The 19,186-nt window shown below is 64.6% G+C and carries 14 protein-coding genes and 1 pseudogene; 7 read left to right on the forward strand and 8 right to left on the reverse strand.

Annotated features, from left to right (window positions below; translation table 11 throughout):
• Nucleotides 1-144 precede the first annotated feature (144 nt).
• From ACFVJ3_RS20995 to ilvA, 5 genes are read left to right on the forward strand one after another with little or no spacing between them, the layout of a single operon-like run.
• Nucleotides 145-1,392 (forward strand): CaiB/BaiF CoA transferase family protein, encoded by a 1,248-nt coding sequence (locus ACFVJ3_RS20995; RefSeq protein WP_378453850.1) that lies wholly within the window; start codon nt 145-147, stop codon nt 1,390-1,392.
• 11 nt (nt 1,393-1,403) lie between these two features.
• The gene (locus ACFVJ3_RS21000) at nt 1,404-2,591 is read left to right on the forward strand and encodes an acyl-CoA dehydrogenase family protein (protein WP_378453851.1); all 1,188 of its coding nucleotides are present in this window, start codon (nt 1,404-1,406) and stop codon (nt 2,589-2,591) included.
• Complete coding sequence (locus ACFVJ3_RS21005; protein WP_378453852.1) at nt 2,588-3,832, forward strand: acyl-CoA dehydrogenase family protein; 1,245 nt, start codon at nt 2,588-2,590, stop codon at nt 3,830-3,832. Before ACFVJ3_RS21000 ends, ACFVJ3_RS21005 begins: the two co-directional genes overlap by 4 nt.
• Entirely contained in the window at nt 3,829-6,558 is a 2,730-nt protein-coding gene (locus tag ACFVJ3_RS21010; protein WP_378453853.1) for a LuxR C-terminal-related transcriptional regulator, read from the forward strand. The genes ACFVJ3_RS21005 and ACFVJ3_RS21010 overlap by 4 nt, the downstream gene beginning before the upstream one ends.
• 26 nt (nt 6,559-6,584) lie before the next feature.
• Nucleotides 6,585-7,958, forward strand: a complete 1,374-nt coding sequence (ilvA, locus tag ACFVJ3_RS21015) for a threonine ammonia-lyase IlvA (protein WP_378453854.1) — start codon at nt 6,585-6,587, stop codon at nt 7,956-7,958.
• Nucleotides 7,959-8,021: 63 nt separating this feature from the next.
• Here ilvA and ACFVJ3_RS21020 read toward each other — a convergent pair whose 3' ends face one another.
• Together ACFVJ3_RS21020 and ACFVJ3_RS21025 are read right to left on the reverse strand one after the other, a co-directional pair.
• Nucleotides 8,022-8,660 (reverse strand): TetR/AcrR family transcriptional regulator, encoded by a 639-nt coding sequence (locus ACFVJ3_RS21020; RefSeq protein ID WP_378453855.1) that lies wholly within the window; start codon nt 8,658-8,660, stop codon nt 8,022-8,024.
• Nucleotides 8,661-8,743: 83 nt separating this feature from the next.
• Nucleotides 8,744-9,829 (reverse strand): zinc-binding dehydrogenase, encoded by a 1,086-nt coding sequence (locus ACFVJ3_RS21025; protein WP_378453856.1) that lies wholly within the window; start codon nt 9,827-9,829, stop codon nt 8,744-8,746.
• Nucleotides 9,830-10,121: 292 nt separating this feature from the next.
• Here ACFVJ3_RS21025 and ACFVJ3_RS21030 point away from each other — a divergent pair, with 292 nt between their 5' ends.
• Nucleotides 10,122-11,582, forward strand: a complete 1,461-nt coding sequence (locus ACFVJ3_RS21030) for an aldehyde dehydrogenase family protein (protein WP_378453857.1) — start codon at nt 10,122-10,124, stop codon at nt 11,580-11,582.
• Nucleotides 11,583-11,968: 386 nt separating this feature from the next.
• On the opposite strand, the gene ACFVJ3_RS21035 is transcribed toward ACFVJ3_RS21030, so the two are convergent.
• Both ACFVJ3_RS21035 and ACFVJ3_RS21040 read right to left on the reverse strand, forming a co-directional pair.
• Nucleotides 11,969-12,493: a hypothetical protein gene (locus tag ACFVJ3_RS21035; RefSeq protein ID WP_378453875.1), complete on the reverse strand. Its 525-nt coding sequence runs from the start codon at nt 12,491-12,493 to the stop codon at nt 11,969-11,971.
• Between the two features lie 45 nt (nt 12,494-12,538).
• A pseudogene (locus ACFVJ3_RS21040) lies at nt 12,539-13,002 on the reverse strand (UbiD family decarboxylase domain-containing protein); the annotation flags it as partial.
• A gap of 502 nt (nt 13,003-13,504) precedes the next feature.
• Here ACFVJ3_RS21040 and ACFVJ3_RS21045 point away from each other — a divergent pair.
• Complete coding sequence (locus ACFVJ3_RS21045) at nt 13,505-13,912, forward strand: response regulator (RefSeq protein ID WP_378453876.1); 408 nt, start codon at nt 13,505-13,507, stop codon at nt 13,910-13,912.
• A 312-nt stretch (nt 13,913-14,224) separates the two neighbouring features.
• On the opposite strand, the gene ACFVJ3_RS21050 is transcribed toward ACFVJ3_RS21045, so the two are convergent.
• The 4 genes from ACFVJ3_RS21050 to ACFVJ3_RS21065 form a co-directional block, all read right to left on the reverse strand.
• Complete coding sequence (locus ACFVJ3_RS21050) at nt 14,225-15,874, reverse strand: AMP-binding protein (RefSeq protein WP_378453858.1); 1,650 nt, start codon at nt 15,872-15,874, stop codon at nt 14,225-14,227.
• Between the two features lie 191 nt (nt 15,875-16,065).
• Nucleotides 16,066-16,866: an SDR family NAD(P)-dependent oxidoreductase gene (locus tag ACFVJ3_RS21055; RefSeq protein ID WP_378453859.1), complete on the reverse strand. Its 801-nt coding sequence runs from the start codon at nt 16,864-16,866 to the stop codon at nt 16,066-16,068.
• A complete protein-coding gene (locus ACFVJ3_RS21060) occupies nt 16,863-17,819 on the reverse strand; it encodes an acyl-CoA dehydratase activase (RefSeq protein ID WP_378453860.1) in 957 nt (318 codons plus the stop codon). The genes ACFVJ3_RS21055 and ACFVJ3_RS21060 overlap by 4 nt, the downstream gene beginning before the upstream one ends.
• A gap of 3 nt (nt 17,820-17,822) precedes the next feature.
• Entirely contained in the window at nt 17,823-19,163 is a 1,341-nt protein-coding gene (locus tag ACFVJ3_RS21065; RefSeq protein WP_378453861.1) for a 2-hydroxyacyl-CoA dehydratase subunit D, read from the reverse strand.
• Nucleotides 19,164-19,186: the final 23 nt, after the last annotated feature.

Genomic DNA, 19,186 nt, shown 5'->3' on the forward strand with positions numbered 1-19,186 from the left:
TTGCCGGGAAGTCAAGGCCTGGTCAGGCCTTGACTTTCTGCTCCGGTTGTATCTGAATTGAGTCAATGGCCCTACCATTGAGGGACCGGAAGTGTCCGCGATGCTCCGCCGCGCACCCGCTCCCCACGGATCGAAGGACTTCGCATGCCGCACGATGACAACCTCCAGATGCTCGGTGATCGCCTTCCCCTGTCGGGCGTTCGTGTCGTCGACCTGTCGCAGGTCGGCGCAGGCCCGTATGCAGCGTCTCTGCTCGGTGACCTGGGCGCCGATGTGATCAAGATCGAGCCCCCGACGGGGGAGAGCTTTCGATATATCGACAATCTGTTCGGTGTCGGCGACAGCGCCTACTTCTACGGAGTCAACCGCAGCAAACGGTCACTGACCCTCGACCTGCACGAGCCCGACGGGATGGACGTGCTGCGGCGTCTGGTCGCCGACGCAGACGTCATGATCGTCGGATTCCGGCCGGACGCCGTCACCCGCCTCGGGATCGACTACGAGTCGATGGGCAAGCTCAACGACCAGCTGGTGTATTGCCAGCTGACCGCGTTCGGCGAGGACGGGCCTCGTGCCCACCAACCCGGCATGGACCTGCTGGGGCAGGCCATCGGCGGGATCATGGGCCTGACCGGTGAGACCGACGGCCCACCGATCAAGGCAGGTGTCCCGATGGCCGACTTCGTCGGCTCCTTCCTGCTCGGATTCTCGATCGTCTCCGCGCTGCGTGCCCGCGATCTCAACGGTCACGGCCAGAAGGTCAGCGTGAATCTGCTGGACGGCCAGATCGCGATGCTCGCCAACATCCTGACGCACTACGACCGCACGAAGGTTCCTGTGCGACCGCAGGGGGGAGGGCATCCGCAGATCGCTCCGTACCAGCCCTACCAGGGCGGCGACGGCAAGGACTTCATCGTTGCGTGCCTCAACGACCGGTTCTGGCTGCGGTTGACCAAGGTCATCGACCGTCCCGAGCTGGCGGACGATCCGCGCTTCGTCACCAACGCAGACCGCGTCGCGAACCGTGGGGCGCTCAACGACATTCTCGTCCCGATCTTCGTGGAGCACACCGCCGCGAGCTGGCTCGAACGCCTCGACCAGGTCGCGGTGCCATGCGGGCCCGTTCACCGGCTCGAGGACGTCTTCACCGAACCGCAGGTGGTGCACAACCATTCGATCACCGAACTCGAACACCCCATCCATGGGCGCTACCCGGTCCCCAATACGCCGTTCCGGCTCCACGGAACGCCTGCCCAGCCCCGAGGCTACGCACCGCTTCTCGGTGAGCACTCGGTCGAAATCCTGGGGGAGGCCGGTTTCACCCACGACGAAATCCGCGCACTGCTCGACAAGAGCGTGACCACGACATCCACTGTCAACGAGTCGGCATAGATGGTGCTCCGATGACCACCACGACTGCGGAGTACACCTGGCCCACCGAACTCACCGAACTGCGCGACGTCGTCGCGGCCTTCCGTGAGCGCCACGCCGGCGAGGCGGCGGTGCGCACGCTCGCCGAGACGAACGCACCACTCGATTCGCGAACCTGGCAGATCATGGCCGAACAACTCGGATTGGCCGGACTGACCGTCCCCGAGGAACTGGACGGTGCCGGGGCAGGCTACGAATACCTCGCGGTCGCGATGGAGGAACTCGGCAAGTCGCTCCTGCCGTCGCCGCTCCTGGCCACGACCGCACTCGCGATCGGCACGCTGATGCAGGTCGGCGACGCGTCAGCGCGCGAGCGTCTGGTTCCGGCCCTCGCGTCGGGGCAGATCACCGGCACGCTCGCCTACACCGCCGCCGACGGTCATTGGGATCGGACCCGGACGCCACAGGTGCGGGCGACACGGAACGGGGACGGTTGGCGGCTGGACGGCACCGTTCACCACGTTCTCGACGGTGCCTCGGCCGATCTCGTTCTCGTGGTCGCCGACACCGACGAGGGTCCGTCGGTGTTCGCCGCCGAAGGTCCGCTACCCGGCCTCGTCCGTTCACCGATGGCGAGTCTCGACGGCACCCGGAGCCAGGCCCGGCTCGACTTCCACGGCGTTCCGGCGACCGCGGTCGGGGTGCTCGGCGCCGCGGCGCCCACGGTGGAGGCCGTACTCACGCGCGCGGCCGTGCTGCTGGCGGCCGAACAGGTCGGGGGAGCGCAGTACTGCCTCGACACCGCGGTGGCATACGCCGGTGCCCGCACCCAGTTCGGTCGGGCAATCGGCTCGTATCAGGCGATTAAGCACAAGTGTGTCGACATGTACCTCGAGATCGAATCAGCCCGTGCAGCAGTGTATTACGCTGCGTCCTGTCTGACGGTGAACTCGGTCGATGCAGAATCGGCCGCGTCCATTGCCAAGGCACTCGCGTCGGCGGCGTTCGACCGCGCCTCCGCCGACAGCATCCAGATCCACGGCGGAATCGGATTCACGTGGGAGCACCCGGCGCACTTGTACTTCCGGCGGGCGATCTCCACCCGCGCGCTATTCGGAGACCCGCGCAGGCACCACGAAGTCGTGGCCGCCTCTCTACTGGACCGAACAACACGCAGCGACGCCTCGACGTCGCCTCCCGATTCCCGGAGGGTGCAATGAAGGTCGACGATGAATGTTTCGTCCTGTCGGACGACGGACTCGAGCGCAGAGCCCTGTCGTTTCTAGCCGATCACCGCCGACGCAGTCGCACGCAGGGTCCACTCGTGTGGGGCGAGGGGGATGACGGTGCGGTAGCGATCTGGGACGACCCCGATCCCGACGCCGAGCGTGCCGAACTCGACGTCGCGCGCACCTACCGCCGCGCGCGCTTCGATGCCGGTTTGGGCTGGCTCGACGGCCCCGTCGAGCACGGGGGCGCGGGACTGGACGCCGTATCCCAGCGCCGGTTTGCGGCACTCGAGGCACAGTTCGACACCCCCTCACAGGCATTCTTCAAGCTCGACCGGGTGCTGACACCGATCTTGCTCCGCTACGCGGAACCGAAGATCGCCCGGCAACACGTCCGAGGTCTGTTTCGCGGCGATGTCATCGGATGTGAATTGTTCAGCGAACCCGGAGCCGGCTCCGACCTCGCGAGCCTCACGACGAAGGCCGTGCTGGACGGTGACATGTGGGTCATCGACGGCCAGAAGGTATGGACGTCGGACGCCCACTACGCCGATATCGGGCTCGCACTGTGCCGCACCGAATCCCAGGTTCCTGGGCGCAAAGGTGTGACCGCGTTCCTGGTGGACATGCGTGTACCCGGCGTCGAAGTGCGGCCATTGCGACAGATCACCGGAGGCTCCTCCTTCAACGAGGTGTTCCTCACCGGTGTCCGGGTTCCCGACTCCCACCGAATCGGGGCCCGCGGACAGGGGTGGGAGGTGGCGCAGGAAACCTTGACGATCGAACGCACTGCAATCGGTGTGGGCATGGGCCGGGGCGGTGCCGGTGTGGCCAACGGGGAGCGCCTGGTGGCGTTGGTCCGGTCCCTCGGCCTGGAGAACGACCCCGTCGTGCGGCAGCAATTGGCCGAAGTATTCATGGCGTTTCGGGCGGCGAAGCATCTACAGCACGTCACCACCGCACGGCACCGGGCAGGTGACAACCCGACGGCGTCTCCACTACTCGCGAAGCTGACACTGTCGAACAACCTGCGCCTCGCATCCCGATTCGTCACCGATCTGCTCGGTCCGCGGCTCGCTGCTGATACCGGTGAATGGGGCACGTTCGCGTGGAATCAGTTCGTCCTCGGAGAGCCGGGTATGCACATCATGGCGGGCACCGATGAGGTAGTCCACAACATGATCGGTGAGCACGTTCTCGGGCTGCCACGAGAACCGCGACCACAGCCGTGATTTCTGAGACGGTGCCCTGCCACCACGCCCCTGAACGCGCCGAACTCGATCAGCTGCTCGAGCGTGCGCGATCGGGGACGGCTGTCGTCGCCCTTGTCGAAGGAGTACCCGGAGTCGGGAAGAGCACTCTGGTCTCCGGACTGTTCCAACGATGGCCGGAGTGGTGCGTCCGCATCGCCACGGCCGCCGAATGGAGACACTCTCGCACCTGGGACGTGACCGGACAACTCCTGCGCGCGCCAGTCTCGTACACCGACCCGGTCGACGCGGCCGCCAGCTTCTCGGCGCTTGCCTCACGGCCGACGGTCCTCGTGATCGATGATGCGCACTGGGCCGATATCGAGTCCCTGCGGGCACTCACGGTGGCCGTGCAACATCCGGGATGCCCGCTGGTCGTGCTAATGGTCGTCTCAGATCCCCTTCCCGACGGCGTACCGCCGGAGACCGTCGCCCTGTTCGCGCAGTATCGGCCACGTACAGTACGAGTCCGTTCCCTCACCCCGGACAACATCGCACGACTGGCGTTGTCTCACATCGGCGTCGAGCTGTCACCCTTCACGGCGCGGCAGCTCTACGATCACACCTTGGGGCAGCCCCGGCCGGTACTCCAACTGCTCGCGGAGATTCCCCGCGACCGGTGGCATCGATGGCAAGGTCGGTTCCCGGCGACGCGTGAGCATGCAGCTGCGGTACGGCGGGCGTTGGCCCGGTGTTCGGCCGATGCCCGCGCTCTGGCGCAGGCAAGCGCTGTTCTCGGTACCGAATGCCCACTTCCGACCGCCGCCGAACTTGCTCGGCTTCGCGACCCCACTTCAGCGATGGAAGCCCTCCACAATGCCGGTCTGCTGAGAATGCGGGCGCAACCAGGGGTCATCACCCTCGTCTTCCCCGATCCGATGACACAGGCCGCAGTGGCCGACGAACTCGGACCCGCCCGGTGGCGCACGTTGCACGAGCGCGCCGTGACCCTCGTCGACAACGAGGGCGCTGCGCTGCATCACGCGGCCAGTGCGGCGCCCCTACCCGACGAAGACCTCGCTGCGCGTCTCGACCGGTACGCCGAAGTCCGCGCCGGCGTCGGCGCATGGTCGGACGCGGCCACATCCCTGATCACCGCCAGCCGGATCAGCCCCGGCGCGGACAACCGAGCAGACCGCTTGATTCGGGGAGTCGACGCGCTGATCGGTGCCGCACTACTTCCTCGAGCTCTGACCTTCCTCTCCGATGTCGAGGCCGCCCCACCCGGACCGATGCGCAGCGCAGTCCTGGGCTACCTCGCCATCCAACGCGGGCGCCGGGCGGAGGCGAACCAGACACTCATCTGTGCATGGGATGCGCTCGGCGATCCGGCCGACGATACGGCCACCGCCGCGATGATCTGCCAGCGAATGGTTCTGCACTCGCTGGCAGCACTACGCAGCGATGACATAGTGATGTGGGCGGACCGCGCCGCATCGCTCGTCGACTCCAGCACTCCGGCTGCGATCGAATCCGAAGCGATTCGCGGGTTGGGACTGGCGATGTCGGGGAGGGTTGGTGAGGCCAAGCCCGCGTACGCTCGATTGGCGCAGCGGATTCGGCTCGGAGAGCAGCGCCAACGCGTCGGAATGGCCGAAGGTTGGCTCGCCCTCGCCCTCGATGATCCCGAGTCCGCCCGCGCCGAACTCGAACGAGCCGAATGTACGAACCATCGCGGCGGATCGCTTCGGATCTCGCTGTGGGCGCAAGCGTGGCTGGCCCGCACGTATTTTGTGCTCGGCGATTGGGACGATGCATTGCGTACTGTCGACCGCGCGGCAATGCAACTCGACACCGCGGGCGTGGATCTGCTCCGACCACTTGTTCATTGGACGGGAGCGCAGATTCACGCCCTGCGCGGAAACTGGCCTGCCTCCCGGGAGCACCTGCGCCGTGGCCGTGCCGGCAATAATGACTACGCGATCATGCTCGTCCCAGCGCGAATCGCGATGGCGCAGTATGCCGAAGCGTCCGCTGATTATGTCAGCGTCCTCCGCCATCTGCAGGCACTGGAACAGGTCGATCAACGGCATGCTCTCAACGAACCCGGCTTCTGGCCGTGGGTCGACATGTATGCCAATGCCCTGATCATGACCGGCCGCGTCGACGAGGCCGACGCGTTCCTGCAACCTCACGAACGGCTCGCAACCGAGAGGAATCACCGCTCCACAACTGCTCGTCTGCGCACCATGCGCGGTCGCATCGCCGGCGCACGAGGCGAGATCGACACCGCAATAGATGCGTTCGACGCGGCACTCGAAAATCTCGCGGCACTGTCGATGCCGTACGAGCAGGCCCGGGTGAACTTCGTGTACGGGCAGACACTGCGCCGCGCCGGACGCCGCCGCGATGCAGATGCGGTGATGCGCAGCGCCCGTGAGCTCTACATCCTTCTCGGTGCAACGGAATACGCGAGAAGATGTGATCGCGAACTCTTAGCGGGAGGTCTCGGGGGCGGCACGCGAAGAGGCGAAATAGTTTCCTCCCGCATGGTCCTGACGCCTCAAGAGGGTGCGGTGGCCAGACTGGTCGCGAGTGGAAAACGAAACAAGGAGGTCGCGGACGAAATGTTCGTATCCGTCAAGACAGTGCAGTACCACCTGACTCGCATCTATGCGAAGCTCGGCATTCGCTCACGCAGCGAACTCGCAGCCCATCTGCCGCTCCACCCCCTCGCAGTCGCCGACTACGCGCTGCCCCGGTCGTGAATCCGGTCGAGCCGGCAATGGCGCAGATGAACGCTGTACATAGGGCTCTCACCACCACTTCGCCACCTGCCGATCCGGCGCACCTGCCCGCGCTCTGTGTGGCCGACGTCGAGGCGGCGGCGGAGCGGATCTCGGCGGTAGTGCCGCCGACGCCGCTCGAATATTGTGAGCGACTGTCAGCCCTCACCGGTGCCGACGTCTACCTCAAACGTGAGGACCTCACCCGCGTCCGCTCGTACAAGCTGCGCGGTGCATACAACGTCATGGCACAGCTTTCCGCTCGCGAACGTGAGGCAGGCGTAGTCACAGCGAGTGCAGGCAACCATGCCCAGGGCGTGGCTTATGCGTGCCGGGACATGGGTGTGACGGGGCGGATCTACGTGCCCACGCGAACTCCGAAGCAGAAGCGGGATCGCATCCGTGCTCACGGTGGGGCCTTCGTCGAGCTCATTGCGGTAGGCGACACGTTCGACGCGGCGGCAGAGGCCGCGGCTGACGATGTCGCACGCACTGGGGCCACGATGGTTGCGCCGTTCGACGATGCCCGTACCGCGGCGGGGCAGGGAACCATCGCCCGCGAGCTACTCGCCCAGTTGCCCTCGGCGCCGGACCTGGTTCTGGTTCCCGTGGGTGGTGGTGGTTGCCTTGCCGGAATCGCTGCATACCTGCAGACCACGTCGCCGCGCACGTCGATCGTGGGGGTGGAACCGACCGGCGCGGCGTCGATGGCCGCCGCGCTCGCCGCGGGCGGTCCGGTGACCCTGCCGGACGTGGATCCGTTCGTCGACGGGACAGCCGTCAAGCGCGTCGGAGACCTCCCGTACGCGGTGGTATCCCGCCTCGCCCGCGATATCTCCCTCGACTCGACTTCACCGGTCATCGTGGAGCGGCACAACGACTGCCGCGTCACCGGACAGATCACGATGACTCAGGTGGACGAGGGTGCCGTATGCACGGCGATGCTCGACCTATATCAAAACGAGGGCATCATCGCCGAACCGGCTGCCGCGCTCTCCGTAGCCGCACTTGCGGGCCTGCCCCTCGTGTCGGGAACGACTGTCGTGTGCGTGATTTCGGGCGGCAACAACGACGTTTCGCGCTACAACGAGGTCATCGAGCGATCACTCGTGCACCGCGGTCTCAAGCACTACTTTCTGGTGGACTTCCCGCAACAGCCCGGAGCGCTGCGCCGGTTTCTCGATCAAGTGCTCGGTCCCGACGACGACATCACCATGTTCGAGTACATCAAGCGCAACGACCGTGAGTTCGGTGCCGCACTGGTGGGGATTGAACTGCACGCGGCCGACACCCTGCAGCTGATCCTCGCGCGGCTGGACGCCTCACCACTGGAAGTACAGCGTATTGCGCCGGGCACACCGGTCTTTCGGTACCTCATCTGATTGATGCAGGTGATCTTTCGTGCGCAGTGGATCACGCTGGTCGATCGGGTCCACCAGGCGGTATCAGCTGCGAGATTCGCAGTCCCGGCCGGTGTACCAGGCGGGTAGTAGTTCCATGAGGTGTTCGACGAGTTCCTCGGGGGTGGCGTCGAAGTCGTCTTCGAGCCATTCGTCGAGGAACCCGACCACTGCGCTCGCGATCATGCTGGCCGCGAGGTGAGGTCGCAGTCCCGGGGGCAGTCGAGGGTTGTCGACGATCCCGGGTTCGATGTCGGCGGCCATCGAGCGGACCGCTCTCGTGTGAACCTTCCGCGAAAGGGGTAATGCGAGAACGGCGACATAGAGGGAGCGGTGCTCGACATAGTGGCTGACGAGCTGCGCATGCGATTCGCGCACCTGTGCGGGCCACTCGAGGGTGGAATCGGAGCGCACAGCCTGGTTGATCACGGCCAGTTGCAGGTACGCCCGCTCGACGACCTGGAGAGCGAGTTCGTCGAAGCTCGCGAAATGGGAATAGAATGAGGTCTTCGAGATCCCCGCTTCGCGGACGATCGCGGGGACCGATATCGGTTCCTCCCGGCGCGCGACGAGGCTTTCGACTGCGTCAAAGATCTTCGCTCGCGTACGAGGCACGCGGGGGTCCCGCGATTCGCCGTGAGTTTTGCGCACGATCTGGATCTGCGACATATCGGCGGACTCCATCTCCATCTCATCAGAGTACGACCCGCCGGCGACGTAACCGGCGGGCCGGGTTCTCGAATGATCACCCCACCGAATGGCTGTCTCTAGAACTTTGTGATCACCACGCGCGTGATCGACGGATCCTCGAGCGAGGCGTAGCCCTCCGCGACCTCTTCCAGTGAGATCTCCTTGGAGACGAGGCTGTCGAGTTGGATTCTGCCCGAAAGGTACATGTCGACGTACCGGGGGACATCACGCTGCAGCACGCCCGAACCCATGTAGATACCGGTGATCGTCTTCTGTCCTTGGAGCAGGTCGTATCCGTCGACGGTCATGGTCTGTCCGGGCGTGACGCCGACGACGTACAGTCCTCCGCCTTTTGCCAGCATCGCGATTCCTTGCTCCTGCACGGCACCGATGCCGACGAAGTCGAACACGTAGTCGGCACCTGTTCCGGTGATCTCCTGCACCGCCGCGACGGCATCCGTCCGGGTTGAGTTGATCAGGTGCGTCGCCCCGAACTGCTTCGCCTTGTCGAGCTTGGTGTCATTGACGTCGATCACGATGATCGGAGAGGCTCCGGCGATGACCGCGCCATTGATGGCATGCAGGCCGACTCCTCCCGCCCCGACGATGACGACGCTCTCGCCTACCTGGACTTCTGCCGTGTTCAGTACCGCTCCCGTGCCGGTGAGCCCGCCGCAGCCGAGCAGTGCAGCTTGGGGGAAGGGCATCTCGCGCGAGATCTTCACGAGTTGGTTCGAGTGGACGAGCGCTTGCTGTGCGAATCCGCCGAGGCCGAACCCCTGGGTGACGTCTGCTCCGGTGCGAGTGAGCCGCGGCGCCTGCCCTGCGGCGCGAAGGGTGGCTTCGGGATGCAGACACTGGTGGCTGCGGCCGTCCAGGCAATTCATGCAGTGACCGCAGTACTGGATGAGGGAGCCGACCACGTGGTCACCGGCCGAGAAGTCGGACACGTCGGCTCCGACCTTGGTTACCACACCGGCGACCTCGTGGCCGAAGACTGCGGGAACGGGGTAGCCGAGGTCGTAATTGGCCACACTCATGTCGCTGTGGCACAGCCCCGAGGCCTTGACGTCGAGCAGGACCTCCATGCCGATCGGGTCGTCGATGGTCACCTCCTCGGTGTGGAATCCACCGCCGAACTCGTTGACGACAACTGCTTTCATGTCTGAATCTCCTTGGGGTTCGGAAGCGCTCGCAGCTGTGGGTAGCTGGGGGTGTGCTCACCGTACATCTTCTGAACTTCAGTTCGGAAGATTTTGAACTCAAGTCCGGAAAGTCTGGTGCAAACGAAGTGCGCCGGGTTACTGTCGTGACGTAATTTGAATGTGGCGAAGACCACGTTCTGCCGGAGTCGAGGGCATCGATGTCAATCGACGACACGTGCGTCGCACAACGATGTCGCCTCGCAGTGCATCCGCTCGAGCATCGGAGCTCGTGCTGTGAAATGGAGACGAAGTGACCGTAGAAGCTCCCACCCCCCACGTCGCGAAGGAAGAGCTAGAGAGGATTCTTCGAACCCAGCGCGACGCATTCCTTCGAGAAGGTCACGTCAGCGCGGCAGTTCGGCGCGACCGAGTCAGCCGGGTGGCTGTGACGATTCTCGACAACATCGACGCAATCTCCGAGGCCCTGAGCCTCGACTACGGATTTCGGCCACCCGAGCTGACGAAAGCTTTCGAGGCCACGTCCTGGGTCTCCGACGTGCAAGCTACCCTGGCGTCGCTCGAGGATTGGATGGAACCGACCGACGTTCCCGGCGGATTCGTGCAGCACAAGCCCAAGGGCGTGGTGGGCGTCATCGGCGCGTGGAACTTCCCGATCATCCTTGCTTTCGAGCCGGCAATGGCCGCTCTCGCCGCAGGAAACCGCGTGATGCTGAACTTCTCCGAATTCCACTCCCGGACAGGATGCCTCATCAAGGATGTCTTCTCCGAGAGCCTCGACGAGACCGAGTTCGCGGTGATCAGCGGCGATCTTGCCACCGCCCAGGCATTCGCAGAACTCGAGCTGGACCACCTGTTCTTCACCGGGTCTCCGGGCGTCGGCAGCCTCGTCGCTCAATCGGCGGCAAAGAACCTGGTTCCGGTCACCCTGGAACTGGGTGGAAAGAATCCCGTCGTCGTCGCGCGAGACGCAGATCTGGAACTCGCGGCGCATCGAATCGCCGGAACCCGCGCCCTCAACAGCGGCCAGATCTGCCTTTGCCCCGACTACGTTTTCGTGCCCCGGGAACGCAGGGACGACCTCGTCGCGGCACTCCGTCAAGAATTCGAGGTGCTGTTCCCCGACTTCCTCCACAATCCCGGCGTGGTTTCGATCGTCAACGACCGAAACTACGACCGCGTGGTCGGCCTCGTCGAGGACGCGGTGGCAAAGGGCGCGACCAAGATCGTCGTCGCCCCCGAGACCGAGCTGGGCAACCTGCCCGACCGCGCATCACGACGAATTCCACCGACGATCCTGCTCGACGTCCCAGAGGCGGCAACGATTTCCCGCGAGGAGATCTTCGGACCGATTCTCCCCATTTACGTCTACGACACCATCCAAGAAGTGGTCGACTACCTGCAGGAACGGCCCACCCCGCTGGGATCGTACTGGTACGGAGAGGACACAGAGGAATTTCGCACATTCCTCGACCGGACGAACAGCGGCGGAGTGACCCGCAACGACGGCATTTCCCACGCCTTCCTTCCAGGTGCCCCGTTCGGGGGGTTCGGCAACTCAGGCACAGGGGCCTACCACGGCAAGAAGGGTTTCGAGACCTTCACCCACCAACGCACCGTGGCGAACGTGACCCAGGAACGCGGGATCTCCGACGGTCTCAACGGGCGAGCCCTGCTCGAAGAGGAATTCCAATTCGCGATCAACCAGGCAGTCACCGGCGCTGCCAAAGCGTTCCGTGACTACCTGAAGTAGCGAGACCAAGGGAAGGGCAGGAAAACGATCCGCAGCATTTGTCCAAGAACGCCAACCGGCACCGCCGAACCACCCAGTCGGACACCACCCCAGCAGGACCACTGTCCGCGGACGACCTTGCCGGCTCATCGAAGCCCTCACCGGGGAACAAGTGGGCCCCGGGGCCCACGCCAGAGAGCGCCGAAGGTCCTGCTCGGCGAGCAAGAGACTGAGTTGCGGGACTGGCAACCCGCATAGGGCGGTGCTCAGGTTTTCGACTTCAGATTCGAGACCGGCACAAGGAGTGTGCTCATCGATGTTCGCGTTCCCGACTCTCACCGAAGCGGGGACGCGGACAGGGGTCTGGAGAACGATTCTCAGGCTGCCGCGTCAGCCCGGCCAGTTGGTCAGCACGCGCTGCTCGAGCTTTCCGGGATAACCCTGCTCGAACGACAGTGAAGGTTACGGCCCTTCTCCGAAGTCGGCTGAAAGCGTGTCGTAGACGATCTTCGGACCTCGTCCGAAAGCGTACTCACCCTCTTCGTAGCGCTGTGGCAACCGAACGATCCGTTGATCTTCGGAAACCGCGTGCCGACCCGGGGGTGCACGCGAGTGGAGATAGCCCACACGACATCCGACAAGTTTGCCGGATCGATATCGTCGTCGACGAGGAACACCTTGGGGATGAACAGCATGGTATCGGTCTCGAACAGAACCTCGCCCACCTGTTTCGCGAATTCTTCACTCGAGACGCCCGGCAGCTTGTCACGCCAGTCTTCCGGCACGACGACGAGGAGCCAGTGCACCGCGGCGCCCTCCGGTGCCCACACCGCCTTCACCGGGAGCTTGGCGGCCCGCAAGTGGGTCAGCGCGTCAGCGGCGATCCCCATTGCCCAGATCGTGTGTGACTCGTCCGTCGGACGACCGGCCACAACGAGGGGCCAGATCGGATCATCGCGGTGAGTGATCGTCTCGACATGGAACGTGGGCTGCAGCGACGAGCCGGTGCCGAGGTATCCGCCGTACTCGCCGTACGGACCTTCCATGCAATCGCGGGCAAGGGAATCCCCGACACGCACGAGATTGCCGGTGCCGGTCCTTGAACCATCGCATAGCGCATCGGCTCGCTTAGCTCGACCCACTCTGCCCACACTTGACCGATGTGCTGGCTCGGCACGACGAGGCCGACCATTCTCTGACCATCGACCTTCATGACACGGGCGATTGACCAACTCACCCACCTGCCGTCGGGCGTCTTCACGATCAGGGTTCCCCAGGTGTTGGCGTAACGTCCGCCATCCTTCCCGTGACCGAATGGGATTGAGAACAGGCCGAGGGTCGCATCCTTGCCGCGGAGAATGTTTTGATGACAGGGGCGCCTCGGACGAGTCGACGAGGTCGGGCGGCTCGACCGGGATATCGCGAGCTTCCGCAAGGGCATCGACAATGTCGGGGCCAGTCGACTGCGGGAGGCAGGCCCAGTGACAGAGCGACTCGTGCGTGCGGCATGTCCGGCCGAGAGGGCAGCGCGGCCGGTGCACCGAGGATTCGAAAAACCCGTCGCGGTGCCCTCGATGTTCTCTAACAGTGTTGCACCAGAATCTATTTCACAATTGCGGCGCGTGATTGCGCCGGGCTCGAGATCGCCGTCGACCTGCCGAGTGATGGGAAGCCGTCTTCAACGCCGAAAATCATTCGAAGGGAGACCGATGTTCGATTTCTTTCGAGGTCCACCCCCGTGGTGTGCGCCATGTCGGTGAACGATGACGGTCGATCCTTCGACGCACACGATCCTCTCGAGGGCTCTACGGAATGAAGTTCATGAAACGTGAAGTCCGCAAGGTCGGCGGCGATGTGAGGTTCGATCGCACCCCGTCGGGAGGTTTGTCCGTCACGGCCAGTTTCCCGATCGGCTCCGATAAGGCGGTATCGAGTTGAGCGAGGTGTCGGAACCGCGCCGGATCGGTGTCTTCTCGATCGACGACCACGAGATAGTCCATGCAGGCCTCGAGCGGCTGGCCCAGCGGGAACCCGACTTCGTCTTCCTCGGAGCGGCAGCGAGCGTCGCGAGTGCGGAGAAGGACGCCCTGCGCGGCTCCCCGGACATCGTCATGCTGAATCTCTTCATCGGCGATGAGCAGGGGTGGTCGTTGTGTCGCGACCTACTCGCCGCCTCGCCCACCACCAAGGTGGTCTTCTACACCGGGTACGGCAATGCCCAACTCGTGGACCGGGTAATGCTGTTGGGGCGGATCGGGATACATTCTCACAGCGGCGAGCATGGCCACGCCTCCGGACATGCTGAGAACAGTCGTCCGCTCCGGCCAGTACATCGATCCCCGTACTCCTGAAGGAGTGGGCGGACGCGCGCCGGGTAGCCGCCGAGAAACCGGCGTTCAACGAGCGTGAGCTCTCGATCGTGTCCATTATCGCCGCCGGCGTCGACAACTACGCCATCGCGGAGCGCATGAACCTCACGTCCACACGGTGAAATTTCGCATCGGGAAGATGCTCGAGAAGACGGGAGAATCCAATCGCGCCGGGCTGGTTCGCTATGCAGAGGGAGCGATTCCTCATCGAGTAGGGGCTGTACAGGAAGGCGTCAGTTGACCGGATCGTTGGTCGACTGTTGATCGATCCGTTGCGTAGTAGGTGTGAAGGCATCAGCTGTTTGACAGTGGCTCCGGAGCCGGCTGGGCAACTAGGTGTGCGGCGGTGAGCGCTCCGGACGCAATCGCCTGCTGCACACGGAACTTCTGAATCTTGCCGGTGGGAGTCATGGGGAGTCTGTCGGTGAAATACCACAGCGAGGGCGTCTTGTGCGCCGCGATTCGGTCGCGACACCAGGTCTTCAATGCGGTCGCGTCCGGCGGATTGGCCGGGTCCGTCGGTCGCACGACGGCGCCGATCTGCTCGCCCCACTTTTCATCCGGAACCCCGACGATCGCCACCTCGGCCACGTCCGAGTGCTGGAAAAGCAGCTCTTCGATCTCGCGCGGATAGATGTTGAGTCCGCCCCGGATGATCATGTCCTTGAGGCGTCCGGTGATCCGCAGAAATCCTCGTTCGTCCATCGTGGCGAGATCACCCATGTACAACCATCCGTCGGCGTCGATGGTCGCGGCCGTTTCGTCCGGCATGTCGGAGTAGCCGAGCATCGTCTGGTAACCGCGACAGCAGATTTCGCCCTGCTCGCCGATCGGCAGAACCTCACCGGTCACGGGGTCGATGATCTTCACTTCCAGCTCCGGCAGTGGCTGTCCCACGGTAGTGGCCTGATCGGCGGGGTCGTCCTTGACCCGGGTCTGGCTGATCACTCCGTGCATCTCGCTCTGCCCGAACAGAATCGTGAACTGGCAGTCGAGTTCCTCGATGACCCGTTCGACCAGCGACTGGGGAACTGCGGCGGCACCCGACAGGACGGTATGGAGGCTCGACAGGTCACGACGTCGGCGATCAGGATGCTCGAGAAGCGAGATGAGCATCGTCGGGACCATCAGTGAGTGTGTTCCGCGGCAGGTTTCGAGCATCTCGAGCATCAGCGCGGCGTCGAAGCCGGGCAGGACGACATAGGTTCCGTGCGCGGCGAACGTTCCGAGTTCGGTGACGGCGCCGCCTCCGATGTGGTACATCGGCATCGCGTTGACGCAGACGACATGGTCCACCAGCCCTGCCCTCTCGAACACGAAGGTGGCTTCGTTGACGATGCCTTTGTGATGCAGCAGTGCACCTTTGGGGAATCCGGTGGTTCCGGACGTGTACTGGATCTGCACCGGGGCGGTGGATGCGACCACGGGGAACTCCGCTGCCGGATCGCCGGTCGCGACGAACGCTCGCCACTCGCTCGTCGGAACGACCTTGCGGAGGGTGGGCAGCGATGGCCGGACCTCCGTCAGAACTTTCGTGAGGTCCGCGCCGCGATAGGTCTCCCGGTAGAAGAGTCCGACACTGCGGGACTGGCGCAGGATGTATTCGAGTTCGTGGGCGCGGTAGGCGGGATTCACACCCACCACCACCATCCCGGCCATCGCGATCGCTTGTTGCAGGATCACCCAGTCGGCGCTGTTGGGTGCCCATATCGCGATCCGGTCGCCGGGTGCGAAGTGGGCGAGCAGTGCCCTGGCCGCATCCTCGGCGTCGGCGAGGAGTTCGCGGTACGTCCATTCTCGCCGATCGGCCGCATCGGGCGTTCCGTCGACGAGGGCGAGGCGGTCGGGTTCTGCTGTCGCGGCCTCGCGCAGCAGGCCGCCGACGGTGATGTCGCGGACGCCTGAGCTCGGTGTCGCCGGCCAGAGAGACTTTTCGAGGGGCATGATGCAATCCTGCCTTCGGGCTGTGCGGTGTGCTGGGGAGTTGGAGGTGGGCGAGTGAGCGCCCGCTACCGGGAAGCCGGAATCGGCTGTGAAGTGCTGTCTCGGTCAGAAGCAATGTAATACATATCTGGAGCCGATAGCTGCGAATCGGTCAAATAGTTTGGATTGGGCTGCCGGCGGCCACCGAACCCTCATCCCGCCGAGATGCCGCCGTTCGGACTCACCGCTTGACCGGTGATCCGACGGGCCTGCGGACTGCACAGGAACAACACGAGGTCGGCCACGTCGGCCGGCTCGGCGACCCCCAGCGACGCCAGTCGAACAGCCTTCTCGAAGAGCTTTGCGCTGAACGGCTCGGCCATGACGCGGTCGTAGGCACCCGTGTCCCGGATGAGCGACGGTGTCACGGCGTTGACGCGGATACCGTCGCGTTTGGCTTCCATCGCAAGTGTTTTGGAGAACATCACGATGGCGGCCATCGCGGCGCCGATGACGGACTCACCGGGGGTGGGATGCTTGGCGGCGTCGGAGGCTATGTTCACGATCACGCCGCCGTGCTTCGCCCGCATGTGCGGAAGTACGGCGCGGCACATGTTGAGGGGACCGAGTGCCTGCTGCAGCAGGATGGCGGGAACGTCCTCGGGCGGCGTCTCGTGAAAGAGGTTCGGCGTGAACGCGCTCACCGTGCTGTTGATCAAGATGTCGGCAGGTCCAAGCGAAGCACCCAGTTCCTCGGTCACCCTGGTCGCTTCCGCCGGGTCGTTGACATCGCCTGAGGCGAAGAAGGCCCAGACACCCGAGGCGAGTGATCGGACCTCCGTCGCCGCCTTCTCTCCGCGCTCGACATTGCGGCCGACCAGACCGATGCGCTGGGTGCCCGCCCGGACGCACTGACGGGCCACCTGCAGGCCGACTCCACTCGTCCCGCCCACGATGTAGACGGTGGCCTCCGACAGGTCCGGCACCCAGACTTCGTGTGTGTCTGTACTCATCGGATGTTCCTTTGCAGTTCGAGGGGCACCGGTTCGCCGGTGCCGGGATGGGGATGGCCGGGGCTGCTGTCGCAGTCCTGGCAGTGGGGCGTTCCGGCCGACAGACTCACCTGGAATTGTTCCTCCGTCGCGGCGTCGGATGGTGCGGGTGAGACGGTTCCGCCGGCGTAGTCGTCACGCGCCAGCAGTCCGGCACCGTACGCGCCCGCGATCTGGGGCTGATCGAGTACTTCCACCGGGTGTCCCAGCGCGCGCGACACGTGCAGACGCGCGGCCGGGTTCTTCGCCACTCCGCCCGTCATCACCGTCGGCGTTGCCTTACCCACCTGCGCCACCAGTCCGAGTGTGCGCGCCGCGACCGCTTTGTGCACCGACGCCGCGATGTCGGCCTTCTCGCGGCCCTGTGCCAGCAGTGAGATCACCTCGGTTTCCGCGAACGTGGCACACATGCTGCTGACTTCGAGGCTCTCGGAACCGGCGAGGGCGAGTTCGCCGACTGCGCTGACGTCCACCTCCAGTGCCCGGGCGAGCACGTCGAAGAAGCGCCCGGTCCCGCTCGCGCACCTGTCGTTCATGGCGAACCGTTCCACGAGGCCGTCGTCGTCGACGATGATCGCCTTACTGTCCTGTCCGCCGATATCTATCACCAGTCGCACACCCGGGTGCAGGGCTGCGGCACCGCGTGCATGGCAGGTGATTTCGGTGAACGTGCGGTCCGTGCCGGGAACCAACTTGCGCCCGTAGCCGGTACTGATGGTGCGCCGGATGTCGGCCTGCGAGACGCCCGCAGCGGCCATCGCACCGTCCATTGCACGGGCGACCGCCTCGCGGCTCACCGCGCCCATCTGGATGACACTCGATCCAACCAGGGCGCCACTCTCGCCGACCACGGCGGCCTTCGCCGTCGTCGACCCGAGGTCGACGCCCATGACGAACCAACTTCCGGTAGTCATGCGCTAGACCACTGACTTCATCCGTTGTACGTCGATGGCCTCGAGCATGGCCTCCAGACGACTGTCGAACAGTTCGTCGTTGTAGAACGACGCGTCGGCGACGTCGCCCTCGAAGAAGAACGACTTGACACCACGCTCCTTCTCGGCCGCCCGGGCCAGCATCGTCTGCGGATTGGTCATCGCCCGGCACGTCCGGGTCGAGTGGAACGCGATCCCGTCGATGGAGTACTCGTCCAGGCGCTTGAGTAACAGTTCCTGCAGGTTCTTCAATCCGTGGTTCAGCGGGCAGAGCAGGTAGTGCTGCGCCATGCCCCGGAGGGGATTGTCCACGTCGATGAGCTGAGGTTCCTGCCAGAACGACTCGTGGGTGTAGCGACCGGCGACGACGGCGACGTCGTACTCGGCGAATTTCCGGGTGAGGAAGCCGAGCTTGTTCCAGTTCATGATGCCGTCGAAGTACACGCGGTAGCGTTCGTCCGCCACCGCGCTGACCCCGTCGGCGACCCGCTGTTCGAGTTCGGCCTTCACTCCGGCGAAGTAGTCGACGAGCCCCTGGTTGCCGGGCAGGAAGTTGATCGGTGCGATGCTCGCGACCCAGTCCCAGTAGGTCGCCGGAGTGGGGGCCTGCGTGCAGAGTGCCATTCCCTCGAGACGCAACTCGGACGCGCGTTTGATGTAGGACATGCTCTCGCTGAGCGCATCCCAGTCGAACGGCCGCCCGGTCTGGTGCTCGAGGAAGGCGATCAGCTCGCGCAACTGCCCCTCGACGTACTTGCCGACCTCGTCCCACTCCTCGCCCCGCATGTAGCCGGCGTCGGGCTTGTTGCCCCACAGCATGGGAATGGAGACGTTGAACAGCGGGAGCTTTCGATCGAAGACCCGGTACGTCATGGCGTCCCACTGCTGGCCGGTGCTGCATCCGGCGTAGCCGTTGACGAAGAAGTCCGGGGCCGGCAGTTTGCTTGCCAACTCCTGCTGGTCGACCATGCCGACCACCCCGGTCTCCCGTTCGGCGGCGGATTGGTGGGTGAGCACGGCGCAGCCCAGATGTGTCCGCGCATAGGAGCAGAGCTCGCCGATGTAACCGTACTCGGCACCTGCTGCCTGGGCGGGTCCTTCGAGGTGCTGGGCGGCCAGGCGTGCGGCGAACGCTTCGCCGTGACACCACTCCAGGCCTGCGGCCTGGAACAACGGGTTCAGTGCGGCGCCGTTGTACCAGACGACATGCTTGCCGCGCTCCTTGGCGGTGAAGATGTTGTCCCAGTAATCGGCCACCATCTTGCCGCCGACCCGCGTACTCGACAAACGGCGGGCCTTTTCCTTGCTGGTCTGTTCGATCGGCATTGCGAACTCCTCTGAGGGTGAGT

It is taken from the genome of Rhodococcus sp. NPDC127593 (genome assembly GCF_042671975.1).
In the GTDB taxonomy this organism is placed as follows: Bacteria; Actinomycetota; Actinomycetes; order Mycobacteriales; family Mycobacteriaceae; genus Rhodococcus_F.

Bases quoted from the DNA above. Each gene is read 5' to 3' on its own strand.
- ACFVJ3_RS21050 (WP_378453858.1), bottom strand. From the start codon at position 15,874: ATGCCCCTCGAAAAGTCTCTCTGGCCGGCGACACCGAGCTCAGGCGTC.
- ACFVJ3_RS21020 (WP_378453855.1), bottom strand. From the start codon at position 8,660: ATGGAGTCCGCCGATATGTCGCAGATCCAGATCGTGCGCAAAACTCAC.
- ACFVJ3_RS21065 (WP_378453861.1), bottom strand. From the start codon at position 19,163: ATGCCGATCGAACAGACCAGCAAGGAAAAGGCCCGCCGTTTGTCGAGT.
- ACFVJ3_RS20995 (WP_378453850.1), top strand. From the start codon at position 145: ATGCCGCACGATGACAACCTCCAGATGCTCGGTGATCGCCTTCCCCTG.
- ACFVJ3_RS21000 (WP_378453851.1), top strand. From the start codon at position 1,404: ATGACCACCACGACTGCGGAGTACACCTGGCCCACCGAACTCACCGAA.
- ACFVJ3_RS21060 (WP_378453860.1), bottom strand. From the start codon at position 17,819: ATGACTACCGGAAGTTGGTTCGTCATGGGCGTCGACCTCGGGTCGACG.
- ACFVJ3_RS21025 (WP_378453856.1), bottom strand. From the start codon at position 9,829: ATGAAAGCAGTTGTCGTCAACGAGTTCGGCGGTGGATTCCACACCGAG.
- ACFVJ3_RS21005 (WP_378453852.1), top strand. From the start codon at position 2,588: ATGAAGGTCGACGATGAATGTTTCGTCCTGTCGGACGACGGACTCGAG.
- ilvA (WP_378453854.1), top strand. From the start codon at position 6,585: ATGAACGCTGTACATAGGGCTCTCACCACCACTTCGCCACCTGCCGAT.
- ACFVJ3_RS21055 (WP_378453859.1), bottom strand. From the start codon at position 16,866: ATGAGTACAGACACACACGAAGTCTGGGTGCCGGACCTGTCGGAGGCC.